The sequence below is a fragment of the Shewanella loihica PV-4 genome (genome assembly GCF_000016065.1).
Classification (GTDB): Bacteria; Pseudomonadota; Gammaproteobacteria; order Enterobacterales; family Shewanellaceae; genus Shewanella; species Shewanella loihica.
Window position 1 is genome coordinate 760,011 of the sequence record NC_009092.1, and the last position, 23,687, is coordinate 783,697.

General features: G+C 55.6%; 22 protein-coding genes. 11 read left to right on the forward strand and 11 right to left on the reverse strand.

Annotated elements, in window-relative coordinates; all coding sequences use genetic code 11:
- Positions 1–144: 144 nt before the first annotated feature.
- Complete coding sequence (locus tag SHEW_RS03430) at positions 145–1,860, forward strand: hypothetical protein (protein ID WP_011864474.1); 1,716 nt, start codon at positions 145–147, stop codon at positions 1,858–1,860.
- 101 nt (positions 1,861–1,961) lie between these two features.
- On the opposite strand, the gene SHEW_RS03435 is transcribed toward SHEW_RS03430, so the two are convergent.
- The 3 genes from SHEW_RS03435 to SHEW_RS03445 form a co-directional block, all read right to left on the reverse strand.
- A complete protein-coding gene (locus SHEW_RS03435; protein WP_011864475.1) occupies positions 1,962–2,492 on the reverse strand; it encodes a peroxiredoxin family protein in 531 nt (176 codons plus the stop codon).
- Positions 2,493–2,608: 116 nt separating this feature from the next.
- Positions 2,609–4,075, reverse strand: a complete 1,467-nt coding sequence (locus SHEW_RS03440; protein ID WP_011864476.1) for a S41 family peptidase — start codon at positions 4,073–4,075, stop codon at positions 2,609–2,611.
- 44 nt (positions 4,076–4,119) lie between these two features.
- On the reverse strand, positions 4,120–5,046 hold the full coding sequence (locus SHEW_RS03445) for a phospholipase A (RefSeq protein WP_011864477.1): 927 nt from the start codon (positions 5,044–5,046) through the stop codon (positions 4,120–4,122).
- 232 nt (positions 5,047–5,278) lie between these two features.
- Here SHEW_RS03445 and cobA point away from each other — a divergent pair, with 232 nt between their 5' ends.
- The gene (gene cobA / locus SHEW_RS03450) at positions 5,279–6,100 is read left to right on the forward strand and encodes a uroporphyrinogen-III C-methyltransferase (protein WP_011864478.1); all 822 of its coding nucleotides are present in this window, start codon (positions 5,279–5,281) and stop codon (positions 6,098–6,100) included.
- 8 nt (positions 6,101–6,108) lie between these two features.
- Here the strand turns inward: cobA and SHEW_RS03455 are convergent, their stop codons facing one another.
- Together SHEW_RS03455 and SHEW_RS03460 are read right to left on the reverse strand one after the other, a co-directional pair.
- Entirely contained in the window at positions 6,109–6,945 is an 837-nt protein-coding gene (locus SHEW_RS03455; protein ID WP_011864479.1) for a TIGR03899 family protein, read from the reverse strand.
- 98 nt (positions 6,946–7,043) lie between these two features.
- On the reverse strand, positions 7,044–8,210 hold the full coding sequence (locus tag SHEW_RS03460; RefSeq protein WP_011864480.1) for an MFS transporter: 1,167 nt from the start codon (positions 8,208–8,210) through the stop codon (positions 7,044–7,046).
- A gap of 202 nt (positions 8,211–8,412) precedes the next feature.
- Here SHEW_RS03460 and SHEW_RS03465 point away from each other — a divergent pair, with 202 nt between their 5' ends.
- The 5 genes from SHEW_RS03465 (at position 8,413) to SHEW_RS03485 (ending at position 14,095) form a co-directional block, all read left to right on the forward strand.
- Positions 8,413–9,858, forward strand: a complete 1,446-nt coding sequence (locus SHEW_RS03465; protein ID WP_011864481.1) for a hypothetical protein — start codon at positions 8,413–8,415, stop codon at positions 9,856–9,858.
- Between the two features lie 37 nt (positions 9,859–9,895).
- A complete protein-coding gene (locus SHEW_RS03470) occupies positions 9,896–11,044 on the forward strand; it encodes an imelysin family protein (protein WP_011864482.1) in 1,149 nt (382 codons plus the stop codon).
- A 113-nt stretch (positions 11,045–11,157) separates the two neighbouring features.
- A complete protein-coding gene (locus tag SHEW_RS03475) occupies positions 11,158–12,789 on the forward strand; it encodes a di-heme oxidoredictase family protein (RefSeq protein WP_011864483.1) in 1,632 nt (543 codons plus the stop codon).
- A gap of 195 nt (positions 12,790–12,984) precedes the next feature.
- Positions 12,985–13,506, forward strand: a complete 522-nt coding sequence (gene hemG / locus SHEW_RS03480) for a menaquinone-dependent protoporphyrinogen IX dehydrogenase (RefSeq protein ID WP_011864484.1) — start codon at positions 12,985–12,987, stop codon at positions 13,504–13,506.
- A gap of 64 nt (positions 13,507–13,570) precedes the next feature.
- The gene (locus SHEW_RS03485; protein WP_011864485.1) at positions 13,571–14,095 is read left to right on the forward strand and encodes a cytochrome b/b6 domain-containing protein; all 525 of its coding nucleotides are present in this window, start codon (positions 13,571–13,573) and stop codon (positions 14,093–14,095) included.
- Positions 14,096–14,182: 87 nt separating this feature from the next.
- Here SHEW_RS03485 and SHEW_RS03490 read toward each other — a convergent pair whose 3' ends face one another.
- A complete protein-coding gene (locus SHEW_RS03490) occupies positions 14,183–15,055 on the reverse strand; it encodes a LysR family transcriptional regulator (protein ID WP_011864486.1) in 873 nt (290 codons plus the stop codon).
- A 109-nt stretch (positions 15,056–15,164) separates the two neighbouring features.
- Here SHEW_RS03490 and SHEW_RS03495 point away from each other — a divergent pair, with 109 nt between their 5' ends.
- A complete protein-coding gene (locus SHEW_RS03495) occupies positions 15,165–16,244 on the forward strand; it encodes a linear amide C-N hydrolase (RefSeq protein ID WP_011864487.1) in 1,080 nt (359 codons plus the stop codon).
- Positions 16,245–16,319: 75 nt separating this feature from the next.
- Here the strand turns inward: SHEW_RS03495 and SHEW_RS03500 are convergent, their stop codons facing one another.
- Together SHEW_RS03500 and SHEW_RS03505 are read right to left on the reverse strand one after the other, a co-directional pair.
- The gene (locus tag SHEW_RS03500; RefSeq protein ID WP_011864488.1) at positions 16,320–17,423 is read right to left on the reverse strand and encodes a DUF2955 domain-containing protein; all 1,104 of its coding nucleotides are present in this window, start codon (positions 17,421–17,423) and stop codon (positions 16,320–16,322) included.
- Positions 17,413–18,447 carry an HlyD family secretion protein gene (locus SHEW_RS03505; RefSeq protein WP_223294759.1) on the reverse strand — a complete coding sequence of 345 codons (1,035 nt, stop codon included), beginning with the start codon at positions 18,445–18,447 and terminating at the stop codon, positions 17,413–17,415. Before SHEW_RS03505 ends, SHEW_RS03500 begins: the two co-directional genes overlap by 11 nt.
- 427 nt (positions 18,448–18,874) lie before the next feature.
- On the opposite strand from SHEW_RS03505, the gene SHEW_RS03510 reads away from it, so the two are divergent.
- Positions 18,875–19,282: a hypothetical protein gene (locus SHEW_RS03510; RefSeq protein WP_011864490.1), complete on the forward strand. Its 408-nt coding sequence runs from the start codon at positions 18,875–18,877 to the stop codon at positions 19,280–19,282.
- 66 nt (positions 19,283–19,348) lie between these two features.
- The gene (locus SHEW_RS03515; RefSeq protein WP_011864491.1) at positions 19,349–20,056 is read left to right on the forward strand and encodes a DUF4328 domain-containing protein; all 708 of its coding nucleotides are present in this window, start codon (positions 19,349–19,351) and stop codon (positions 20,054–20,056) included.
- Positions 20,057–20,144: 88 nt separating this feature from the next.
- On the opposite strand, the gene SHEW_RS03520 is transcribed toward SHEW_RS03515, so the two are convergent.
- The 3 genes from SHEW_RS03520 to nfsB all read right to left on the reverse strand — a co-directional run bounded on the left by SHEW_RS03520 (position 20,145) and on the right by nfsB (position 22,467).
- A complete protein-coding gene (locus SHEW_RS03520) occupies positions 20,145–20,807 on the reverse strand; it encodes a thiol:disulfide interchange protein DsbA/DsbL (RefSeq protein WP_011864492.1) in 663 nt (220 codons plus the stop codon).
- 184 nt (positions 20,808–20,991) lie between these two features.
- Positions 20,992–21,651, reverse strand: coding sequence for a DNA-J related domain-containing protein (locus SHEW_RS03525; protein ID WP_011864493.1), 660 nt, complete (start codon positions 21,649–21,651; stop codon positions 20,992–20,994).
- Positions 21,652–21,813: 162 nt separating this feature from the next.
- On the reverse strand, positions 21,814–22,467 hold the full coding sequence (gene nfsB, locus SHEW_RS03530) for an oxygen-insensitive NAD(P)H nitroreductase (protein WP_011864494.1): 654 nt from the start codon (positions 22,465–22,467) through the stop codon (positions 21,814–21,816).
- Positions 22,468–22,785: 318 nt separating this feature from the next.
- Here nfsB and SHEW_RS03535 point away from each other — a divergent pair, with 318 nt between their 5' ends.
- On the forward strand, positions 22,786–23,616 hold the full coding sequence (locus SHEW_RS03535; RefSeq protein ID WP_011864495.1) for a hypothetical protein: 831 nt from the start codon (positions 22,786–22,788) through the stop codon (positions 23,614–23,616).
- Positions 23,617–23,687: the final 71 nt, after the last annotated feature.

Sequence of the window (23,687 nt, forward strand, 5' to 3'; positions counted from 1 at the left end):
TTATTTCCCTTTTTATTCATCTATATAGTAATATCGACCCCATTCTTTTCTTATACCAATCAAAGTAAGAACTTGGTGGGTATTACGTGCTTGTCAGCTTGGGATAGGCCCGACTGCCGCGCGAATTAACAGGGAGTTTAGTGAATGAAGAAGGCATTAGTGGCGGCGGCGATCCTCGCCATAGGCGCGGGGGGCTACTGGGCGATGCAACAGGCGCCTAAGTCGGTGGATAATCAGGTATTGGCCTATGTGCCTGCCGATACACCGCTATTTTCCGCACAATTTGAGCCTTTTCCCATAAAGGACTATATCGACGCGCTTCCCGAGGCGCAGAAGCAATATCCGGCAGAGATGAAGACCCTGCTGTCTGAGGATGACGATCCCAGAGCCCAGTTTATCTTCAGGGTGTTGGAACGTTACTTCGACGCCTCGAAAGATGGCCAGCAGCTGATCGATACCTTCGGCCTGCCCGAGAAAATCACCAGTTATTTCTATACCTTAGGCGTATTGCCCGTGATCAAGCTGGATATCGCCAATCCAGATCATCTCTGGGCGGTGCTGGATAAGGCCGAGGCTGAAAGCGGCCTGACCCACACGGCGAAGCAGCTTGGCGAGGTTAAGTACCGTGCCTATCGTCTTACCGATGAGGGCGAGAACGAACGCGTTGATCTAGTGTTTGCCATCGACAAGGGCATGCTGACCCTGACGCTGGAAACCAGCTTCCTCGAGCCTGAACTGCTTGAAACTGCACTGGGGCTTAAGCCGGTTCAAGACTCGCTGGCCAAGGCTGGCACTGTCGATGAGATCATCAAGAAACACGGCTTTAAAAAGGACAGCGTCAGCTATATCAATCATCAGGAGTTAGTGAAGGCGATCACCACCCTAGATGCTAATCAGATGGCGCGTCAGCTGACCAAGATCTTTAAGTTGATTCATGATGATCCCTTCGTTGAGCTGCGCTCTCAGGCCTGTCAAAGTGAGCTGGCCGGCATCGCCGCCAACTGGCCACGCACAGTGATCGGTTATAAGGATTTCGAGGTGAAGAACAAGCGGGCCAAGATAGGCTTTAGCACTGTTATCGAGAGCAACAACCAGGTGATCCTCGGCGCCCTGAGTCAGATGCGCGGCTTTATTCCGGCCCATACCAAGCGCATAGACACTGGCGTGTTCTCCATGGCCCTTGGCCTGGATGTGAATCAGTTTGTGCCTAGCATCTCTAAAATCTGGGATGATCTGCTTACCCCAAGCTATCAGTGTGAGCCGCTGGCGCAGCTACAGGGTGAGATGGAAGGGCAGAGCCCGGCCATGCTCGGCATGTTTACCGGTATGGCCAACGGCGTGAAAGGGGTCTCCTTCTCGCTGCTGGATTACGCCCTGGAGCAAGACACACAACAGATCTCACTTAAGGATCTCGACGCCATCGCGACCCTGACGGCGGATGACCCGGCGACTCTGTTTAACATGGTGAAGCCGTTTGCCCCCGAGCTGGCAAATGTCAATCTGCCTAGCGACGGTAGCACGGTCGACCTTGGCGCAGCGCTGCAATTGCCGCCATCCCTCGGGGTGCGGGCGCAGATGGCGCTTAAGGGTCAACACCTGACCATCTACACGGGCGAAAAGAGCCAGGCGATCGCCGATAAGCTTGTCGCTGAGAAGCCAACGGCGAATGGCCTGTTTTCTATGACAGCCGATTACGCCAAGCTGTTCACCCCAGCCATGAACCTGATGGCCATGAGCGGCGAGCCTATTCCTGAGGAGCTGGAGGCGCTGAAAGATTATCGCACCCAGCTGAAGGTCGAGATGGATATCAATGCCAAGGGCATAGTCATCGACAGCCTGGTGGAGACCCGCAACGACTAAGCGTATTCATCGTTGCAAATACGTCATTGCACATAAGTCATAGCGAATAAAAAGCCCCGGGGCCTGAGCGCACGGGGCTTTTTTTATCGCTACCTTTTTACTTACTCGGCCTTGGCGATGCCTAAGGCAGCCAGGTTGGCGGCGATATCTTCCGCGGCCGTCTTAGGATGAATATCTTCATCGATCTTCAATATGGTGCCGTCCTCGCCTATGTAGAAGGTGACCCGGCTGGCGACGCGCACCAGGTTGAGCACGTCATAGGCCTTGGCGGTCTCCTTGGTGGGGTCGCTGAGCATAGGGAAATCGGCCTTCTGCTCCTTGGCAAACTTCTGATTGTCTTCGAGATCATCTACGCTGGCCATCATGTATACGGCCTTGTACTGACGGATAAGATCCCCTTTCTCCACCAGAGATTTGCACTCAAGCGTACAGCCTCGGGTATTGGCCATGGGGTACCAGGCCAGTACCAGGGTCTGTTTGCCCAGGTAGTCGCTGAGCTGATAATAGTGGCCGTCGGTGGCCTGTAGGCGGAAATCTGGCGCCTTATCGCCCACCTTGAGATCGGTGGCGTTGGCCTGTGCGGCGAGAAGTAGGCTCAGGCCGAGCAGGAGTCTGGTGACTAACTTATTCATGTGTGGTCCTTTTTTAGTCAGTTGGCTGTGTTAGTTGTAGGCTTGGTTATATTAGCTGCTTGTATTAGCTACTTGTATTAGCTACTTGTATTAGTTACTTGTATTAGTTACTTGTATTAGTTACTTGTATTAGTTGAACTCGGCGCCTGGCTGTCTGTATCCGGCGCAAACAGGGCGATCAGGTTTTCCCAGTAGACGGCATCATCCAGCGGCTGCTCGATATCCGGCTGGGTCGGCACGCCCGACAGCGCCTTGCCCGTGGCGTCATATACCTGGGTGGCGTTGAAACTTATCTTAAAGCCACTGTTTGGCAGGGTGAGCTGTTGCTGTCTGCCATATTCCCCCCGCGTCGCCTCACCCACCACTAAGGTGTCTGGCCAGGTCTTGGCGAAGTGGGCTACCCACTGGCACTGCTGACGACAATCTGGGCCGATCAGCAGCATCAACTTGCCTCGTTTAGGGCGGGGAAGATACGACCAGGGTAGGCTGGCCAGGTGCCAAAACTTGGCCTGCCAGGGGCTAAAACCGGGTTCCTCTTCGGGCAGGTGTGGGCGCAGCAACTCCAGCTGTAACTGCTCCGCCTGACTCAGGCTGGCAGGTGGCAGGAAGCCTAGGGGCTTGAGGTAATCGCTGCGCAGATTAGGCCCCTTCTTGTAGCGCGCCACCGCCTGCAAGGAGTCTGGCCAGCCCGCCAGTAGCGGCGGTCTGATGTCCGGGCTGAATGTCTGGGCCAGCAGTTTGAGGAGTTCATCGCTCGCGCCATAAGCCTGGCGTAGATCCAATATGGTGACAGGGCTGGTCAGCGAGCGCTTGAGACGCTGCCCTAGGGGGCTGCCTGGATTGAAGCTCGACAGGTCATGGAGGCTAAACACCCCGTGCAGGTCGGCACTGACCTGCTCATTGTCATTGCCACTGAGCGCCTGAGGCGGCTTGCTGGTCAGCGCCAGGCTAACTTGGTGGCCGTTGCCCTCCTCATTGCTCAGGGTGAGGCGACAGTGCTCGCTGGGCGCCAGGCCTATCTCGCGCCTGAGCATGGTGATCATCGTAAGATAGCTTGCCTGTTCGCTTACCGTGTCGGCCAGGCTGGGGGGCAGAAAGCCCTGGGTGGCTGCTACCCAGAGGGCGATGGGCAGGCCATCGATATGGGTGATAAAGGGGGCTTCACTATCCAGCGGGCGATTGTCCTGGGTCAGCGCCAGCCATTTATCGTTTAACTTGCGCAGCTTTATCGGCAAATAGGCCTGGGCGGTAACACCCTCGAGCCGGGCGCTGGGATCGTCAATGGCCGTCAGTATCTTAAGCAGTTGCTGGGCAAATAGCTGACGCTCACCGCCCAGGGGCAGCTGGCCCCGGGCCTTGTTGATTTCGGTCTCCAGGCTCACTAAGCGCTGAGGGGAAGCTGCCGCGCTGGCGGAATATTGGCTGAGATGTTGTTGCAGGTAGTTAAGATCAGACTGCATCTCCCGGGCCGAGAGCTGCGGCTTGGGCGGCTCTTCGCGCAGGGCGATCACCGTCAGCTGAATACAGCTCAGCAGCATGATGAGGCCGAAGCCGTTGATGATGCTCTGGTGTCCGAATTTCATTCTGCTTCCTAATGCGAGCGGCGGGCATAGCGCGCCGCCTATGGTTAGAGAATGTCGTTGATCGCGAAGCCGATGCCGATCCGCTGGGTATGGGCGTTGTAGTCGATGAGACTCTCGCCATAACCATTAAAATATTGCGTATAGAGACGCAGATTGCCAATGATAGGATAGCTCCAGGTAAACTCCACCGCGCCGCGGTTAGGGCTCTCTAGGTTGTTGCGCAGCATCAGCGAGAACCTGTGTTGGTCTACACCATAGACCCCCATGAGCTCGAAGTTGCCCATGTAATCCAGGATATCCGGGTTATCGTCTCCCTTGGGTGAATCGGGTGTCTCTTTCTCATCTTCGGGAATCCGCCACCACACCTTGGCGGCGAGGGCAAAGGGGCCGCTATCGAACACCATGGTGCCATAGATACGGTTCCAGCTGCGGGAGAGGGAGCCGGAATTGCCGTTGGACTGATGCACGGCGCCGACGCCCCAGAAGGAGTTGGTCAGCGGGCCTATCTGCCAGTCGTTGTTGAACAGCATGAAGATCTCAGGCTCATGGTTGGTTTCACGAAATGGCGAGGAGATATCCTTGTTATACACCTGCCAGTAAGACTGGTTGGTGTAGGCGAAAAACAGATGACCGTTGTCGCCGAACACGTTGTACATCAAGGGGAACTTAAAGCTAATCTGAAACTTGGCTTCCAGGTTGTCGATTTCCGAGTTGTTCTTGGACAGTTTCTCATCAAAGGGATCCCTATTGGGTGAGCTGTTATAGGTCACGGGCAAGATGTAGTTGACCTTGTGCGGCGTGATCACGAAGGGTCTCTCCGAGGTGGCCAGCTCATCTTCGACGCGCTGGTCCAGCAGCGAGCTATCCTCTGTGGTTTTCTTATCTTCTGTGGGCTCGGCGCCCAGGCAGGTTGCAGGCAGTGAACATAGGGTGATCAGGGGAAGCCATTTAAGGTATTGGGTGGTTTGCATCCTTGTTTCCTCTCGTGTCGCAAGCTTAGCGCGTCGTCTCCAATCTAGGCTATGTTGTAACATTTGCGCCCGCCGCGCGCACCTATTTTAATTCTGTCTACTTGATTTGTTTCATGAAAATTTCGCCAAACCCCACTAATAACTAAAAAGAATAAAACCTAATAAACTTCTATTTTTTATGGAATAAGAATGACGCTATATTAACCTCATCACTATTGTATGAGATGCGGATATGGAACTATTTACTCTACCCGGGCAACAGGCACAGGGCAAAGTCTGGCTTGTGGGCGCCGGTCCTGGCGACATTGAGCTATTAACGCTCAAGGCCTACCGCATCCTGAAGAAGGCCGATGTGGTCTTGTTCGACGCCCTGGTGAGCGAAGAGATCCTGGCTTTAGCGCCGAAAGAGGCGGAGTTGATCGCCGTGGGCAAGCGCGCCGGTAAACACAGCGCCGCCCAGGAGGAGATCAACCAGCTGTTGGTGACCAAGGCCTATACCCGCAAGAACGTGGTACGCCTCAAGGGGGGCGACCCCTTCATCTTCGGCCGTGGTGGCGAAGAGCTGGAGACCCTGGTCGAGGCCGGGGTGGAGTTCGAGGTGGTGCCTGGCATCACGGCGGCCAGCGGCACCTCTGCCTACGCAGGTATTCCCTTGACCCACAGGGATCATGCCCAGGGAGTCAGCTTTATTACCGGTCACTGCAAGTTGGAGAGTCGTCCCATGGACTGGCAGTCCTATGCCAACAGCGCCAATACGCTGGTGGTGTATATGGGGATCCTCAACGCCGCCAGCATTCAACATGGACTTATCTCGGCCGGGCGCTCGCCCAAGACGCCGGTGGCCATTGTCTCAAAGGCGACCACGGCGGCGCAGCAGCGATTTATCGGCACCCTAGGTGAACTGGCGGAACTGGCGGCGGATCCGGCACTGGAGATGCCGGCGCTGATGATCATAGGTGAGGTGGTTGGCCTGGCCGATAGCCTGCACTGGTTCAACCCAGAGACCAGCCCTAAGACCCTGGATGCGGCGCTGAAGCAGTCGCTGGGCCAATAATCTACTTTTCAGTAGTCTACTTTAAAGTCTTTCTTAAATAGTGCCTGCAGCGCGCGGGCATACTCTTCATCTGCCTTGGGGCGCACCAGCTGCGCCAATTCGTCGCCGGTCGGCGTCAGTCGATAATAGCTAAACACTAAGTGCCCGTGCTTGGGCGTCAGCGTCATGCGCTTGCCCGACAGGGTAAAGCTGATGGGGTTCTTGGCGTTGAGCTGCCCCGTCTCAAACTCGCTCCTGTGTAGCAGGCCCGCATCTACCAGGGTGAGCACGGAGGAGTAGGGCAGACCAAACTGCGACAGGGCGATCTGGGTGGTATCCGTCTTGCGAAACAGCTGGCCTATGCCGCCGGCGTGGCGAAAGCCGATCACCAGCTTGAGCTTAGATTCGTTGTTGAAGGTGACTGCCATCCCCAGGGCCTTCTCGAACATCTGCGCCTCTTTGTGAGTCAGCTGCTTCAGGGTCGCCAGACTCCTGAGGCTAAAGCTGCCTGGGCTGGTGATCTCGTTGGCCAAGATCCGTCCCCACAGCGCCTGCATGTTGCGGTTGTGGATCTGCTCTGCCAGCTGAAAGAACTGGTGGATCCAATCGGGGTCGAGATCCGCCCCGGTCACATCCGATGGCGTATGGGAGAGGGCGATGGCGTAGATGTTTTCCAGGTTAGCCTGATACTGGCTGGCGAGCTTGCGCAGACGATGGTCCGATCGCTCTGCCACAGAGGCCTGAGAGGGACGGTAATCCTCGTCGCTTCCCAGACCGATCAGGCGGCCAAGCAGCAGGGCCTTGCGGCGGGCAGATACATCGGGTTGATTGGACCCTGAGTTGGATAGCTTAACGATCTCGGCCATAATCTTTTCTTGTGAATAATCTTATCTTGTGTCGCTTTAACGTCCGATTCTATCTGAATTTCGCCCTAGGCCCTAGCCCCAACCCCCAACCCCTAGTTTCAAGCGCTGGCCGGCCAGTTGACATGCTTGTCCTGGGCCGGATGGCGCGGAATGTTGAAGGCCAGCACCAGTGAGCAGAGGGCGAAGCCTGCCCCGATAAAGAACACCCACTTGTTGGAGTAGAGCCAGAGCATCCCCAGCAGCGCCGGGATCACCACGGCCGCGATATGATTGATGGTGAAGCTGACCGACATGGTGGCGGCGATATCCTTGGGCTCGGCGATCTTCTGGAAATAGGTCTTGATGGCGATGGCCATGGCAAACAGCAGATGATCCAGCACATAGAGCACGGCCGCCATCTCCGCCTGCTGGACGAAGGCGTAGCTGGTGAAGATCACTATCAGGCCCACATACTCTATCATCAGGGCGTTACGCTCGCCGATGCGGCCGATAAAGCGGCCAATGGCGGGGGCGAACAGCAGGTTGACCACATAGTTGATCAGAAACAGCGCGGTGATCTGGCTGACGCTATAACCAAACTTCTCCACCATCATGAAGCCGGCAAACACCATGAAGATCTGTCGGCGCGCGCCGGAGAAGAAGGTCAGCAGGTAGTAGAGCCAGTAGCGTCGTCTGAGGATCACCTTCTTGTGCTGCACCTCGCCCTGAGGAAACTGCGGGAAGTAGAGAGTCAGGGCGATCACCATCAGCAGCCCGAGTCCACCTATGATGGCGTACATCCACTGATAATCCAGCTGTAGATAGGTCATTACCACCCAGATGCTACCATAGCCTGTGAGGGCCGCCGCCGAGCGCCAGGCCAGCGCCTTGCCCATGAAGCCAGCGGTGTCGGCCTTGTCTACCCACTGCAGGGTGAGGGACTGATTGATGGTCTCGTAGTAGTGAAAGCCCACCGACATGAGTATGGTGGTCATGTAGAGGCCCAGCACCTGAGGGAAGAAGCCTGTGATGCCGACCCCTATGGTCAGCAGGGCGAGGGAGACTAGGGCGAAAGTCTGTTCCCTGAGCAGCAGCAAAATGAAGATGGCGGTAAAGGCCAGAAATCCAGGCACCTCCCGCAGACTCTGTAATATGCCTATCTCGGCGCCGGTAAAGCTGGCTCGCTCGATGACGAAGTTGTTCAGCAGCACCTGCCACACAGAAAATACCAAGGACATCACGAAGGTCATCAGCAGCAAGAGGGTTTGTGGGTTCTTCTTTAACATTCCATTGGCTTCCAGTCTTTCCCGGGGCGATCAGTCTACCCCATAGCTTGGGCGGCACAAACTGGTTTCAATCATTACGCCCTAGCATGCTTTGTCATCAATTTGTTATTAACAAATGTAAATTGTAATGCAAATTATTCTCATTTGAAATATTGTGCCCGCAATTTAATGGGGGATGCTGTTTATTCAGCATGGAGAGAAGATGACACTGAAATTAACCACCTTAGGGATGGCTATCGCCGGCTTGCTGGCGGGCAATGCCTATGCCGACACTCAACTAAATAACACAACCAATACCGCGACCAATACCGCCACCTTAGCCGAGTCGATCGCCAGGCAGGAGCAGGCGCTTATTCAGCTGAAACAGGAGCTGGCCCAGCTTAAGGCGCAGCAGGCCGACAAACAGGTAGAGAAACAGGCCGAGCAACAGATTGATCGACAGGCGCTGACCAAGGCGGTACAGGAGCAGGTTGCCCTGGAGGCCGCAAACAGCCCCTGGAGCCGCTTCAAGTTTGAATCCTACGGCAGCATGAATTACACCAGCGACGAGTATTTCGATAACGTGCAGGACACCTCGCCCGAGCGTCGCGGCCGCCTGGATCTGGAGCGGATCGTCACCGAATTTGGCTACCAGTTCAACGACGAGTGGGACATGGAGGTGGAGATCGAATATGAACATGGCGGCACGGGCAGCGCTCTGGAATATGACGGTTTCGACGAGTTCGGCGAGTTCGAGTCGGAGGTCGAGGCCGGCGGCGAGGTGATGATCGAGAAGGCCCAGCTCAGGTATCGCCCGAGTAAAGCCTTCGGCGTCAAGTTCGGAAACATACATCTACCGGTGGGCCTTTCCAGCGTGCTGCATAAGCCTAACCAATACCTGACCGTGCTGCGTCACCGCAGCGAGGCGGCCATGTTGCCCGCCGTGTGGAACGAGACGGGTATCGGCATCTTCGGCGACCTGGGGGATTTCCACTATCAGGCTCAGGTGGTCAGCGGCCTCAACTCTGAGTATTTCCGCACCTACGACTGGATAGCTTCCGGTCATCAGAAGCGCTTCGAGCACATCAACGCCGACGAGCTGGCCTATGTGCTGCGTCTCGATTACGGCAGCTTCAAACAGCCAGGCCTGGCACTGGGCGTCGCCTACTACTATGGCAACACCAGCGGTAATCGCCACAAGAGCAACAAGCTGGCCGGTGACGGCAGCGTGAGCCTGCTGGCGCTTTCCGGTGCCTATGTGGACGGCCCCTGGATACTGCGCGGACAGTACCTGCAGGGCACCCTGGATGATGCCGATGCGATCACTCAGGCCAACAAGACCACCCCGGGCCTCAAGCCTGGCAACTTCGCCCAGCTGGGCAGCAAGGCAGAGTCTTTCTTCGTCGAGGCGGGGCTGGATCTCAACCACTTCTTCTCTGTGCCGCTGACTGTGTTTGCCAACCTGGATTATGCCAACCCGCTGAGCGAGGTGGAAACCGGTGCGGCCACCAAGCGCTATGAGAACACCTGGACCAGCGTCGGCATCAACTACTCACCGATCCCCGAGATAGTGATCAAGGCCGAGGGCGGCCTGCATCAGGTGGCGGTGGCTGCCATCCCGGATACCCATTTCTTTGCCCTAGGCGTGGGCTATCAATTCTCGCTCTAACGGCCGACAACCAACTTTGATTTTTATGGAGAGACAGATGAAACACTTTAAATATGGCGCGATCGCATTGACACTCATTTCTGGTTTGGCGGCCTGTGGTGGTTCGGGCAGCGATGAGCCTGAGGTGGTGGTGCCCGAGACTGGTTTTAGTTTCGATGCCGACGCCCTGATCGTCAACCTGAGCGACGAGGTGATCGTCAAGGGTTACAGCACATTAGCGGATCGCGGCGAGGCGCTGCTGCAGGCCACCCAGACCCTGGTTGCCACTCCTACCCAGGCAAATCTTGAGGCGGCGCAGTCGGCCTGGAAGGCGGCCCGTCAGCCCTGGGAGCAGGGCGAGTCACACATCTTCGGCCCGGTGGACTCTCTGGGGATCGACCCACACCTGGATAGCTGGCCGCTGAACACCACAGATCTTAAGACGGTCTTAATCAACAGCAGCGGCTTCGATGCCGAGACCATCAAGGGCTGGAACGATGACGTGCAGGGTTTCCACACCATGGAGTTTCTGCTGTTCGGTGACGGCATGGACGACAACGTCAAGCAGATCGACGAGTTGACCGCCAATGAGCGCGACTACCTCATGGGACTGGCTGAGGTGTTTCGCGACTACACCAAGCAGCTGGCCGATGCCTGGCTGGTAAGCCATGACGGTCAGAGTGGCAAGGCCTATGGCGAGTTGCTGAAGTCGCCGGGCGTCGATGGCAATACCTTCTACAGCTCGCAGGTGGGCGTGTTGGAGGAGCTGATCAAGGGGATGATCGGCATAGTCGATGAGGTGGGCAACGGTAAGATCGCCGACCCCTTCGGCGGCTCGCTGGCCAGCGCGGACACCTCTAAGGTGGAATCGCAATACTCTTGGAACTCGCTGACCGACTTTAGCGATAACATCATAGGGGTGCGCAACGTCTATCAGGGCGAGTTCACCGGCGAGGCCGACAAGCAGGGGATCATCGACTTCGTGCGCGCCGCGGACAGCGAGTTGGCTAGCCGGATCGCCGCAGAGATAGACGCTGCAATCTTGCAGATCCACGCCATCGAAGGCACCGACAAGATGCCGTTCCGTCAGGCGATAAAAGATGAGGCGGGCCGCGCGCGCATCCAGAAGGCGGTCGATGCCCTGGCCACCCTGCAGGCGAGCCTGGAAAACCAGGTGTTGCCACTACTCAAAGAGTGGAAGGTATAAGGCCAGTTAAGAAGAGAGCCCAGGCTCTCTTTTTCTTGCCTATATAACCTCATAAAAACAAAGGCTAAATGGCAAAAGCCCATTTAGCCTGACTGCAATAAAGTGTGATAAAGATGATGAATTGCTTAACAAAACCCTCCGCCCTGTTGGCGGCCTTGACCCTGGCTCAGACATTGGCATTGGCCGGTTGTGGCGGCTCGGGTGATGAGATAGAAGTGCCAGAGCCCGAGAAGCAGTATCCCGACTATACCCAGGTGACGGCATTGGGCGGTGACACCACCACCTTCGATGCCTCGAGTTCGGGTCACGGCTACTCGACGCCGGCGCTGAATCTTAACCAGACGCAGCTCGCCCAGCACCTAAGCGGCGACCTGAATTTTGAGACCGCCTTTACCACGGCGCCCAACGAGGAGCATCCCGAGCTCGACGGCCTGGGCCCAGTGTTCAACAACGCCGACTGTAACTCCTGCCATCAGCGCGACGGTCGTAACTCGACGCCGATAGTGCCAGCGGGGCAAACGCGCATTAAGCTCGGCTCCGAGGCGGGGATCTTCCTGCGTATCAGCAAGGCGCCGGACCAGCCTTGCCTGCAAGGGACGGCAGCGAACAACTACTGCGCGCCTATTCCTGTGCCCAACTTCGGCACTCAGCTGTTTCACCGCGGGGTGCTTAAGGCCAGGGAAGACTGGCAGCAGAACCTGTTCGGCGGTCAGGCGGATGTCTACCTCTCCTACGAGCTAAAGACGGTAACTTATCCCGACGGCACTGAGGTGACGCTCAAAAGGCCACTGTTTGCGGTGGAAAATCCCTTCGATGCGCCGGGTGAGAGCCTCAACAGCAGCAACGTCACCTCTGAGCTTTTGCAGGGCGATGTCTTGATGGGCTGGCGTACCGGCATGCCTGTGTTTGGTCTTGGGCTGCTGGAGGCGATTCCCGAGGCGAGTATTCTGGCGCTGGTGGATGAAAACGATGCCGACGGCGATGGCATCTCAGGACGGGCAAACTATGTGTTCGACGCCGTCAAGGCGCAGCGCGGCGAGAGCCATCCTGTCTCTTTGGGGCGTTTCGGCTGGAAGGCCAATACCCCCAGCGTGCGGGTGCAGTCATTGGGCGCGCTGCGCGGCGACATTGGGATCACCAACCCCTTGTTTCCCGAGGAGAGCATCCAGGGCACCAGCATGCATGACAGCTACCTAACCCGCACCGGGTTTGTCGATACCGGCAGCGGCGTCGACGGTGAGCCAGAGGCGAGCGCCGAGTTCAGCGACGACGTGGTCTTCTACGCCGAGACCCTGGCGGTGCCGGCGAGGCGGCAGGTGGATGATGTCAAGGTGAGGGAAGGGGCGCGGCTGTTTGAGCAGGTCAACTGCAGCGGTTGTCACCAGCCCAAGTTTGTCACCAAGAGCAGCGGCGAGATTGGCGGGCTGCCCATGATAGAGGCCCTCAAGGGGCAGACCATCTATCCCTTCAGCGATATGTTGCTCCATGATATGGGTGAAGGCTTGAGTGATGCTCGTCCCGACTTTCTGGCCAGCGGTAGCGAGTGGCGCACCCGGCCGCTTTGGGGCATAGGCCTGACTCAGACGGTCAATCCCCAGGCGGGCTTCTTGCACGATGGCCGCGCGGCGAGTGTGGAGGAGGCGATCCTCTGGCATGGCGGCGAGGCCCAGGCCAGTACCGATAAGTTCATGGCCCTGACCCAAGAGGAGCGCTCGCAACTGCTGGCCTTCGTGATGTCCCTCTAAGGCTAAGAAAGACCATGAAGAGCGCGGTCTAGGCCGCGCTTTTTTATGACAAAATGTATCCAGGAGGCAATTTGTGACATCGGTAAACTTAAGCCGGATTTTGCCCTTAGTCCTCGTGATCTGTTTCAATTAAATATTGCCCGATTTCCCCTATCATGGTGCTATAGCAAGAGTTAAGTCGACTTAGGGGCCTTCGTGAGCAAAATATTAATCATCTATTCCAGTGTGCATGGGCAGACCCGTAAGCTGTGCGATTTCATGCAGCGCGAGCTCGAGGCGCTGGAACATAGTGTCACCTGCGCCAGCATAGACAACCCGCCCGCTATGGAAGGGTTCGATAAGATAGTCCTGGGCGCCAGCATTCGTCACGGCAAGCATAATCCCAGGGTGTACGACTTCATTCGCGAGAACATCAAGGTGCTGCAGGAGAAGGCCAGCAGTTTCTTTTCGGTGAGCCTGGTGGCGCGCAAGCCCGCCAAGAATACCCCTGAGACCAACCCGTACATGCAGGCGTTTCTGGCCAAGTCGCCCTGGCAGCCAAAGCTGCTGGCGGTGTTTGGTGGTAACCTGGATTATCAGGGTTATAACGCCCTGGATCGCAACATCATACGCTTCATCATGTGGATCACTAAGGGGCCGACGGCGCCGGATACCAAGGTCGAGTACACCGACTGGGACAAGGTGAAGCACTATGCTCAGCAGGTCGACGCGCTCTAGTATTGCGCGCTTTCGTAAAGTTCAAGCGTCAAGATAGCGTGAGTCATATCAAGGGGAGAGCAAGATGAAGACACTGACCAAGCTGCGCGAGGTGCTGGAGACCTATCAGCATCTGTTTGTCATCCTGCTGACCCTGTTTCTGGTGGGGACCAGTGGCTGGCTCATGATGGGGCGGGCGCTGCGGGCCAACGCCTCGGTCTGGGATATCCTGCATGTCTACCTTGGGCTGCTGGCGGGGATCTTCTCGGTCACCATGTTGGCGATCAACCTGATGCGCGGTCAGTGGCGACAATATTTTCCCTATCTGGTGGGCGATTTTACCCAGCTGAGTAACGACGTGTGTGGCCTGAAGCGTGGCAAGTTGCCCCTGGCCGGTGGCCGCGGCCTGTTTAGCGTGGTCGAGGGGATAGGTATGCTGCTGTTTGTGGCGGTATCCGTTACCGGCCTGATGTGGTTTCTCACCCAGGGCAGCAGCGAGGCCCTCAACTGGCGCAGCTATCATCACAGCCTGGCCCATGGTTTCATCGTCTTCATGGTGATCCACGCCCTGTTTGCCCTGTCGCACCTGCTGGACTTTATTCGTCGCTAGGCCAGTGCTAGGCCAGTGCTAGGTCAGAGTTAGGCCAGTGCTAGCGCCCGCGAGAGTTTAAGCGCCGCAAAACAAGGCTAGAGTTGATCACTCCTCATCGATCAACTGCTCGATAAACCAGTTGCCCGCCTGGCCCAGTCCCTCCTGCCAGATGAGATCTATGGGCCAGTGATTGCCCTGCTTACCATAATCGAAGTTCAGATCCTTAAGCTTGCCCTCCTCAATGAGCGGCTGGGCGAGCGCCTGTGGATACATGGCAAAACCACAGCCCGCCAACAGTAGCTCCCGCAGCTGATAGAAACGCTCTACGGTCACCAGCTTGCTGGAGTAGCGCATCACCTCGAGGTAATGGGGCAGTATGATGTTGCCCGCAGGCGGCATCAATTGGTGATGGTGATCGAAATCTTCCAGCTCGGGGGCACTCCTCAGTTGCGCCAGCGGATGTTGGGGCGCGCTCACCAGCAGCCATTTAATACGGCTGATGGTTTGTATGTTGACCCCCCTGAGGTTTGCCAGGCGATTGGGTGCGATGATGATATCGCACTGAAGATTCTGCCAGTCCAGGGTCTCCGCCTCGACTATGTTGATTTCCAGATCTGGGTAGCGCGCCGCTAGCTCGCCGATGAGCTGGGTGTATTTGGGGTAACAGGTATAGGGATGCAGGCAGATGGAGAGCTGGCTCTCTATTCCTTCACTCATCATCTGTGCCTGGCGCTCCATGGCGATAAGCTTGGGCAGTATCTCCAGCGCCTTCACATAGAGGCGTTTGCCCTCCTGGGTGAGCTGTGGTTTCTTACCTCCATGGCGCTCGAACAGGGTCAGTTCCAGATCAAACTCCAGATGTTGTATCGCCTTGTTGACCGCAGCGACGCTGACCCCCAGCTCCTTGGCGGCGCCGGAAAAGCTGCCATGCTGGGCTACGGAAACAATGTATTGCAATCTCTCTGTGGTGATGATCATCGGCGAACCTTTAACTTTAGGTTGATAGTTCTTAGCGTAGCACTTTTTTCGCCTTTGGTACGATTAACCCGTCAACGAATCAACATCCTTAGTTACGGAGATTGTTACCATGAAAAAAGTACTACTAAGCACCACTATCGCAGCCCTATTTGCCACTACTATGGGCGCCGCCATAAACGCCGAAGCCTGTTCTCGTCTGGTGACAGAGACCCAATACGGTACTATGTTAATGCGTACCGCAGACTGGGTGAGCACAGCCCCCTTCGACGGTCACATGTCTGTCTTCCCTGTCGGCACCGAGCGCACCATGCGTGGTCAGGTTGCCGAGTACCAGCAGGCCATGACTAAGTGGCAGACTAAGTACCACACCCTCTCTATCGAAGAGCATGGCGCCTTTGGCGGCCTGTCGGGTCAGACTTCTAACGAGAAGGGACTCAGCGTGATGGCGCTATCTCAGCATGACAGCGAGCCTTATCTGAGCCAGCACAAAGATAATGGCGCGCCAGCGGTCAACACCGCCGACGTGGTGAGCTTTATCACCGAGCGTTATGCCACCACCGCCGAGGTGAAAGCGGCCCTGGATAATGGTGAGTTCCAAATCGCCTGGGCCTCTGCGCCAAATGGTATGGAGCACGCTGCGCCGCTGCACTACTCTGTGGTCGATGCCGACGGTAACATCATGCTTATCCAACTGGTGAAGGGCGGTGAGCAGAAGATCTATCTGGGTGATGCCGAATCGGATCTGCGCGTCAAGACTAACGACCCGCTGCAGGAGAAGCACAGAGAGTATATGCAGCAGTTCGACCTTAAGGATCCTAGCGTTGCCACTAAAATGCCTTGGAGCATCGGCGGCCTGGAGCGTAACTCTCGCCTGCTGGCCATGTCGACTCACATGGACTTAGAAGGGCTGAGCTACACAGAGACAGTTGCTCGTCAGAAGGGCACCTTCGATGCGGCGGCGCTGGTGCCATTCGGTGTGCAGGACCCTAAGACGGGCGAAGACTACCCAAGCTTCTTCAGCATGCAGTACAACCTGGATAACGGTGATATCTGGTTCCGCAGCCTGATGAGTGGCAAGGAGATCAAGTTTAACCTGGAAGACACCAAGCAGTTCAAGACGCCAATGCATGCCGATATCATGGCTCAGGTGGATAAAGGCGCTCAGACCATCACTTGGTCTAAGATGTAAGCTAGGCGAATGCCTTAACAAAATGGGTTTAAAAAAGCGCGGCTTAGGCCGCGCTTTTTTTATCTGCTCCTATGGCTAGTTGCCAGCTTGGGCGGCCGCCTTAGGTTCCTTTGCGGGGGCATTGCTAGGCGCCTCCTCTGAGCGCTTCTCATCATCCGCGCCCGTCTCATCAGTCAATTCCGTTTCATCAGTTGACCCCGTCTCATGGTGCAGCATGCTGAGCAGCAGGCCACCAATAATGATGGCGATACTGATAGAGATAAGACGCACCAGCTGGGCATAGAGGGCATCGGATCCTATGTGAGTGATGATCTGATACACAAGCACCACAAAGTTGGTAAACAGCAGCTGATAGATGGCCAGGGGAGTGGCTCGCCTGATGGCAAAGCCCGCCAGTTGCAGGCCGCAGAAGATGGCCATTCCCAACACCACCCAGGTCGGCAGACCGAAGGCGAAGGTTAACATCACGGGAAAGGTGAAGAGGATACCTATGGCCGTGGTGATCAGACGATTCTGCTTGAAGCTCTTATGCTCCTTGGGATCCGCCAGCTTGATCATGCTGCCTATGGTGATAGCAATCAGCATGCTCTGGGAGCTGCCGATGCCGATCAGCGCCGCCAACACTATGGTCATGGCGGTGGTCTTAAATAAGATGGTGCCCATATGGGCGCTGCTGCCATCGGCCTGGGTCTCATCGGGCAGTATATCTTGCTCGTCGCCGGGAAACAGCAGGAAACTCAGATAGGTGAGGATCAGTGCCAGCACCGCAGATTTCATCAACAACCAGGGCAGCACCTCGATGGGCGCCTGCATCTGCTTACTCATGATGGTCATGATGATCACCACGATCAACATCAGGGTCGCGAGCAGATCTTTGCCATCGTTGTGGCTGCGATAGAAACTCCAAAACAGCAGCGACCAGCAGAACAACAGGTAACCGCTGGGAGAGTCGAGCAAGAGTCCGCCGATAAACACCAGCCCCAGGCTGACAAATAGGACGATCAGCAGCAGCTTGAGCATCAGGCTCAGGGGCGGACGCGAGGGCATCAGGGTGAGAAAGATCACCATGAACATGGGCGCCAATATGGCTAGCGGCGCCGCCTGGGACCAGAGGTAAAACAGCAGCGCTAGCGGGCCGAATACCAGGCGTATGATAGGGTTGGCTGGGCTATGAAACATAGGTCCAGATACTCACTATCTGCATCCAGATGCCGGCTAGGAACTCGCCTATGCTGCTCTGCTCTGTGTAGAAGGCCACTGTGGCCTGAGAGCCGTAGCGAATATTTCCTGGCGGCTTGGTGCCGGTGAAGACTATGTTGACCGGGTAGCGCTGGGCCTTGATGCCATTGCTGTCTGCAGTGAGAAACCCTGTATTCTGGTCGATATTGTTACTGCCGCCCGTACCCCAGCCTATGCTGTCGACCTTGCCTTCTAGCACTCGTCCCGGCAGGGCGTCGAGGACTATCTCCACCTTGTTGCCCACCTTGATATGTTCCAGCGAGTTCTCTCTGACCAGGGCCGAGATCCACACGCCCCTTGGATCGATAAAGGTCAACATGGGCGAGCCGACGTTGGCGCGCTGTCCCAGGGTGAGCTGAAGGTTGGTGACTACGCCCTTAGAAGGGGCCTTGACCTGAGTCTTTTGCAGATCCAGCTGAGCCTTCTCCAGGTTTGCCATGGCCGCGAGGATCTGCGGATTGTCCTGACCTGCCGGGCCCAGGGCCTGTCTGGCCTGCACTAACGAGGCCTCGGCCGCTTCGAGATTCGCCTGGGTTCTGTCTCTGGCCTCGATGGCATTGTCCAGCTCTGCCTGGCTGAGTACCCCCTGTCCGGCCAGCTCGCTGACGCGCGCGGCCTGCTCCTTAGCGTTGTTACGCGCGGCGATGGCATCTACCACCTTGGCCTGGGCCACCTCTACCGCCGCCGTGCTGGCACCGATATTCTGCCCCGCCAACGATAGATTGGCCTGAGCCGATTGCATGGCGAGACGATAGTTGCGCGGATCGATCTGAAACAGGGGCTCGCCGGCCTCGACGATCTGGTTATCTCTGACGCTCACCTCTGTGATGTTACCGGCGACCTCTGAGGCCACCCTTACCAGATAGGCATGCACCCTGGCATCGCTCGTCATGGGCGTTACCCTGTCGGCCCACAGGCTATAAAGCCAGACGACTAAGATTAAGCCTATGATGTAAAAACTCATTTTCCGTGATGATTGTTCCGCAGCAGACATGCCTTCGCCTCGATGAATAGAGATTGTTTCATGGTAAACCTCGATCCTGTTACCAGCAAGTAACAAGTCTCGTTTTAGTGGTGTTTATATGACCTAGGTATCTAAAAAGGCGGGGAAAGTGAGTTAGCCTGATTTAGCGTAGGTCTTGGCAAGCTTATTGTGAAGGGCTAAGAGCAGAGCTAGGCATAGCCTGCTTTGCAGAGCATAGCGAGTATGTTAGCTTGGGAGCGTATCGCCATGGCGAGCGGATAAACGTCTTCGTCGGTGCGTGCAGGGAATGGGTCAATTCATGGAAGGCATCTGGGATCTCTCCTGGCAAATACACTCCTTCAGCAGTCTAGATTTACCGACATTGCCTAATGTTTTTCGCTAAAAAAAATTAAAGGATTAATTAGATATGCCTAGATTGAGCAAGGTGAATTTGCTGTTTCTAATCGGCCTTGGCGGCTGCCAGGTCTCCCTTAACGGTATCCCTCCTATGCCCGAGGTGATCGAGCTAGCCGATGGTACCTATAAGGTGTTTGTTGCCCACCCCAGTAAGACACAGGTGGTGAAAACCTCTAAAGGATTCATGAATAAGATATGTAGTGATAAGGGACTGAGTTACGACATCATCTCTGAAAATATCGAGATGACGGGTGAAGCCATCGACCAAACCAAGAAATCTTCCTCTGTATCTGTCTTGGGCGTGAGCCGCACCGAATCAGAATATGAAACTAAACATATGCAGGAAGGGGAGGTGCATTTCAAGTGTGTCCCTGAGGATGAAGCGGCCTCAAGCCTGGTGCATCGCACGACGCCTTGAGCTGCTGTCTTACAATTAGCGCTTTAGTAAACGGATAATGCCAGAAATAATAATAGGAAAATCATAATGTCAGGGAATATCTTTAAATTTAAAGACGCAAGACTTTTAACTCAATGGGTGCGTTATCTGCTTTATGCCCAAGTCTTTGTTGCATTGCTCGCGATTAGCTCCAATTACATGGAATATCAGTTGCTGATGGATTATCAGTCTGGGGCTTATTCTTCAGAGGAGCAGGCGATTGCCGATGGTGACGAAAATGATCGACGTCAGCTGGGGGTGGCAGGTCTTTATTTTGTTGTCTTTATCGTTTCGGGGATCATGATTCTCAAGTGGATATACAGGGCGAACTTCAACGCGCGTCAGCTGGGGGCTACTGATATGAATTTTACTCCTGGCTGGTCCATCGGTTACTTCTTCATTCCCATCTTCTGCATCTGGAAACCCTATCAGGCGATGAATGAGATCTGGCAGGCTAGCCATGATCCCGAGAACTGGAGTTTGAGCGGCTTCAACTCCAGCATCAGCCTGTGGTGGCTACTATGGATCGTCAGTAATGCCCTGGGTCAGGTGGTATATCGATTAACCGATAGGGCAGAGGAGTTACAAGATTTCATTAATCTCAACATGCTAGCTCAAGTATCAGAGGTTTCCACTATCTTATTGGCCTTCGCTACCCTAAGTGTGATTAACACTATTTATAGGGCACAGACCGAGGCGTTGGCGCGGGGGGAGCAGCAGGCCTATCAGGGGGCGCAGCAGGTGGTTGTCGGCTAACGCCACAAGGTTAAAGCCAATGCGATTAATAACAACGAGAAACGAAAAAGGCGCCGTAGGGCGCCTTTTTTATGTCATTTTGCCGAGCCTATTTGTGCTCGACGGCCAGGTAGTTGATCAGATCGATCAGCTCACCCAGGGTGCGGATCTGGCTTAGGTTGACCGCATATTTATCGTTAACGATAAAGGTGGGCACACTCTGAATGCGGAACTCACGCTGCTGGGCGCGCCACAGGTCGAGCTTGCCACTGACCGTCTTACCATCGGCGATCTCGTCATACTTGCTGATGTCGATCCCCTGATCGGCGAACACCTTCTTGATGTCGTCGCGGGTATTAATAGCAGGTTTCTCATGGGCACTATGGTCGTGATCATGGCTGTGTCCGTGGCCGCCTTGCTCGCCCTGAATGGCGCTAAACATGGCGTGGACCATCTTGTCTTCGATGCCCAGCTCCTGGATCACCCCAAGTGAGCGCATCACCTCTGTACCTATGTCTGAGTTCATGAAATCTACATGCTTGCTGTCGAAGCTCACTCGCTTGTCCAGGTTGGCCTTGATGTCTCCCAGGAACTGAGTCTCCATGTTGAAGCAGTTGTGGCAGTAGAAGGAGTAGAACTCAGTCAGCTTGGGGCTGGCACTGGGGGCCTTGTCAGACACCGTCATGAAGTGTTGTCCCTCGACAAACTGGGCGGCAAAACTGGTGAGCGGCGCCACGGCTAGGGTCAGGGCGAGTGCGATATGTTTAATCATGATGATCCTTAAATTGATAGCGTCGTTGTGCAATCAATGGCTAACGTCAATCGACAATAGGGTTAGCCTAAATGCCAAAGCTTAATTATGACTGAAGGCGCAGTGAGAAACAGTGGCCAGAGTGTGACCTGAGCTGAAGTTCTGCGTTTTGTTTGTCGGTAGAAAGGGCGGATCTGTGACTGGGCTAGCGGGATTCTCTCAGTGTCTGCCAGGCCTCGCAGACCCGCTTAAATTGAGTGGCGTCGCCGCCGTCACGGTCGGGGTGCCATTGCAGGGCCAATTTTCGCCACTGCTTGCGTATCTCTCTGTCGCTGGCGTCTTGGGGCAGCTCGAACACCTCAAGCGCCTGACGCTTGGGCAGGGCGTTGTGGCTGGTGCCGATATAGTCCTCATAGCGCTGCCAGAAGGATTCCAGCATCTCCTGAATGATATCCGGGCAGGTGTCGTAGTGCTGCCAGTCCTGATAGTAGCTTCTTAGGGCGTCATCCTGACTCAGCTGGCTATCTAAATTGCTGGGAGGGATGCGAAAGATCTGTATCTCCATCGCCCTGACCTGCAGGTAGCTGCCGGGCAGTAGCATGGCCTGTAACTCGAACAGGGCGTTCATCAGCAGGAAGTTCTGCTTAAACAGGGCCTTCTGTGGGTCTGTGTCCAGCGCGCGCATCAGGCCTTTCTCTTGTAGGGCGGCGGCCAGGTGATGCACCTTCCAGCTACGGTTGCTGCGCTGCAGCAGGGTGAGGAGCGGCCAGATGAGCGGGTTATCGCCTTTGATGGCGAAGCATTGGCTGGACGATGAGGCGTCTTGCAGCCTGGCGGCTGTCGGGGTCGATTTGGCAAGAAGCATACAGAGAGTCTCATCCGTGACTGGCGATAATTTCTACTATGACAATGGAGAAAATAGAACGCAAGTCTTATTGGTTAAGCCTGGGCTTGTCGGGCCAGCAACCAATGAAAAGGCGATGCATGGCATATGCATCGCCCTATGGCAGATCATGAGTTGAGACGCTTAGATCTCGGTGAAGAGCGTCTCGATAGGCAGGCGCGACTTAGGCAGCTTGGCATTAAAGTCATCCTCGCTGTGATAACCCAGGGCCACCACCACAGAGGCGGCGTAGCCTTTGGCCGGCAGCTCCAACACCTGGTTGAGCTTAGTGGCGTTGAAGCCTTCGATTGGTGTAGCGTCGATGTCCAGCAGGCTGGCGCCCAGCAGCAGGTTACCCAGCGCCAAGTAGACCTGCTTCTCCATCCAGTGCTGGCTGTCTTTCAGCTCGATTCTGTGCATGTTGGCGAAGAAGGAACGACCATTGTGCTGGCCCTGTTTGGCGGCTTCGTCGGCGAAACGGCCATCCGCATCTTCCTGCTCGAGTACCTTTAATAGGTGGGCCTCATCCATGTTTGTCTTAGTGCAGAGCACCAGCACGTGGGAGGCGTTGAGGATCTTGGCGGTGTTGAAGGCGAAGTCGCTGGTGGCCTCGGCAATCTGCGCCTTACCTTCTTCGGTCGAGGCGAGCACGAAGTGCCAAGGCTGTGAGTTGGTCGACGATGGGCTCATGCGAAGCAGCTGCTTGATCTCCTCGATCTTGTCGTCGGCGATCTTTCGGCTTGGGTCGAATGCCTTAGTGGTGTAGCGCTTATTGGTGTAGAAACTGAGTTGTTGCATGACAAGCATCCTGTGATTGAGTCGATTCTTTATGTCGATTCTTTATGTCGAGAGTGAGGCTGATTCTACGTGACTCTTTCACCGATAAAAACAGAGGAAAGTCACATATACTTTCAAAAATATATTGATAATAGGCGGTCGCCAATCTGCAGAGGCCATTATTATCGTCTAGGTATAATCCTTAGCGATTGCTCAACGGATAGCAGTCGCATAAGTTAAGCTAATTACCTGACAAAAAAGATGATTTATGCTTAACTTTCAGGGCTGTTATCTTGAGTCGAGCGCTCCGCCCGACTCGCCTACGCCGGAGAAGAAACCATGGCTTTTCGAATCGATTCATCCATCATCGCCTGGCCCCTGATGGGGGCATTGCTGAGTGCACCCGCCATGGCCCTGGACTGGCGCCTGGGCATAGGCGGACACGACTACTATGTGGATGAGGCCGACTCCCACACCTTAGGTGCTGGGGTGAGTATCGGCCTGACCCATCTTACCGAGAGTGAGATCAAGCTTACCGGCGAGCTGAATATCTTCGTGGATCATGATGTGGACGAGCTCGACCCCGACCATATTCCCGTCTGGTTTAGCTCTTACTACAGTGCCAGTGGCGACCTCTTCTCGCTATCCCAGCATTCTCGTCTCTTTTGGGACATAAGCCTGGGGGGCAAGCGTAATACCGTTAGCTCGGTGGAGAAACAGGTCAGGCTGTTTCCGGCCCTGGGCTATGGCTACCAGAGAGAGGGTTTTCAGGCCGACGTTAAGCTGGGAGGCGGTTACTACTTCCTTGAGATCGACGACGATGTGCCGCGCATGCGTGGCTATGACAGGGAAGATTTCCAGAATAAGACAGGCGCCTATACGCTGGCCGCGGCGACCCAGTTTGCCCTGGGCAAAGATTTCGATCTGAGCCTGGCGGCGCAGCAGTGGCACGATGGCAGCGATTGGCTGGAGAACCAGCTGGAGGCGCGCCTCAGCTATGACGCCGACCATTGGTCATCCAAGAGTCAGCTCGTCTTCAGCGTGAAATATAATGAGTATAATCTGGACCCCTATGCCAGGGTGCCCGTGGACTCGCCGGACTATCTGCCAATCCTGCCCTGGAACAAAGATCTCTTCGTCAGAGTCTATTTCGACATGCCCTGGGGTTAAGCATAGTTGCACCTTAGATAGAGATGCGTAACTGTGCTAGCGGCAGGGGTTTTCTACTCATGATGGCTTTG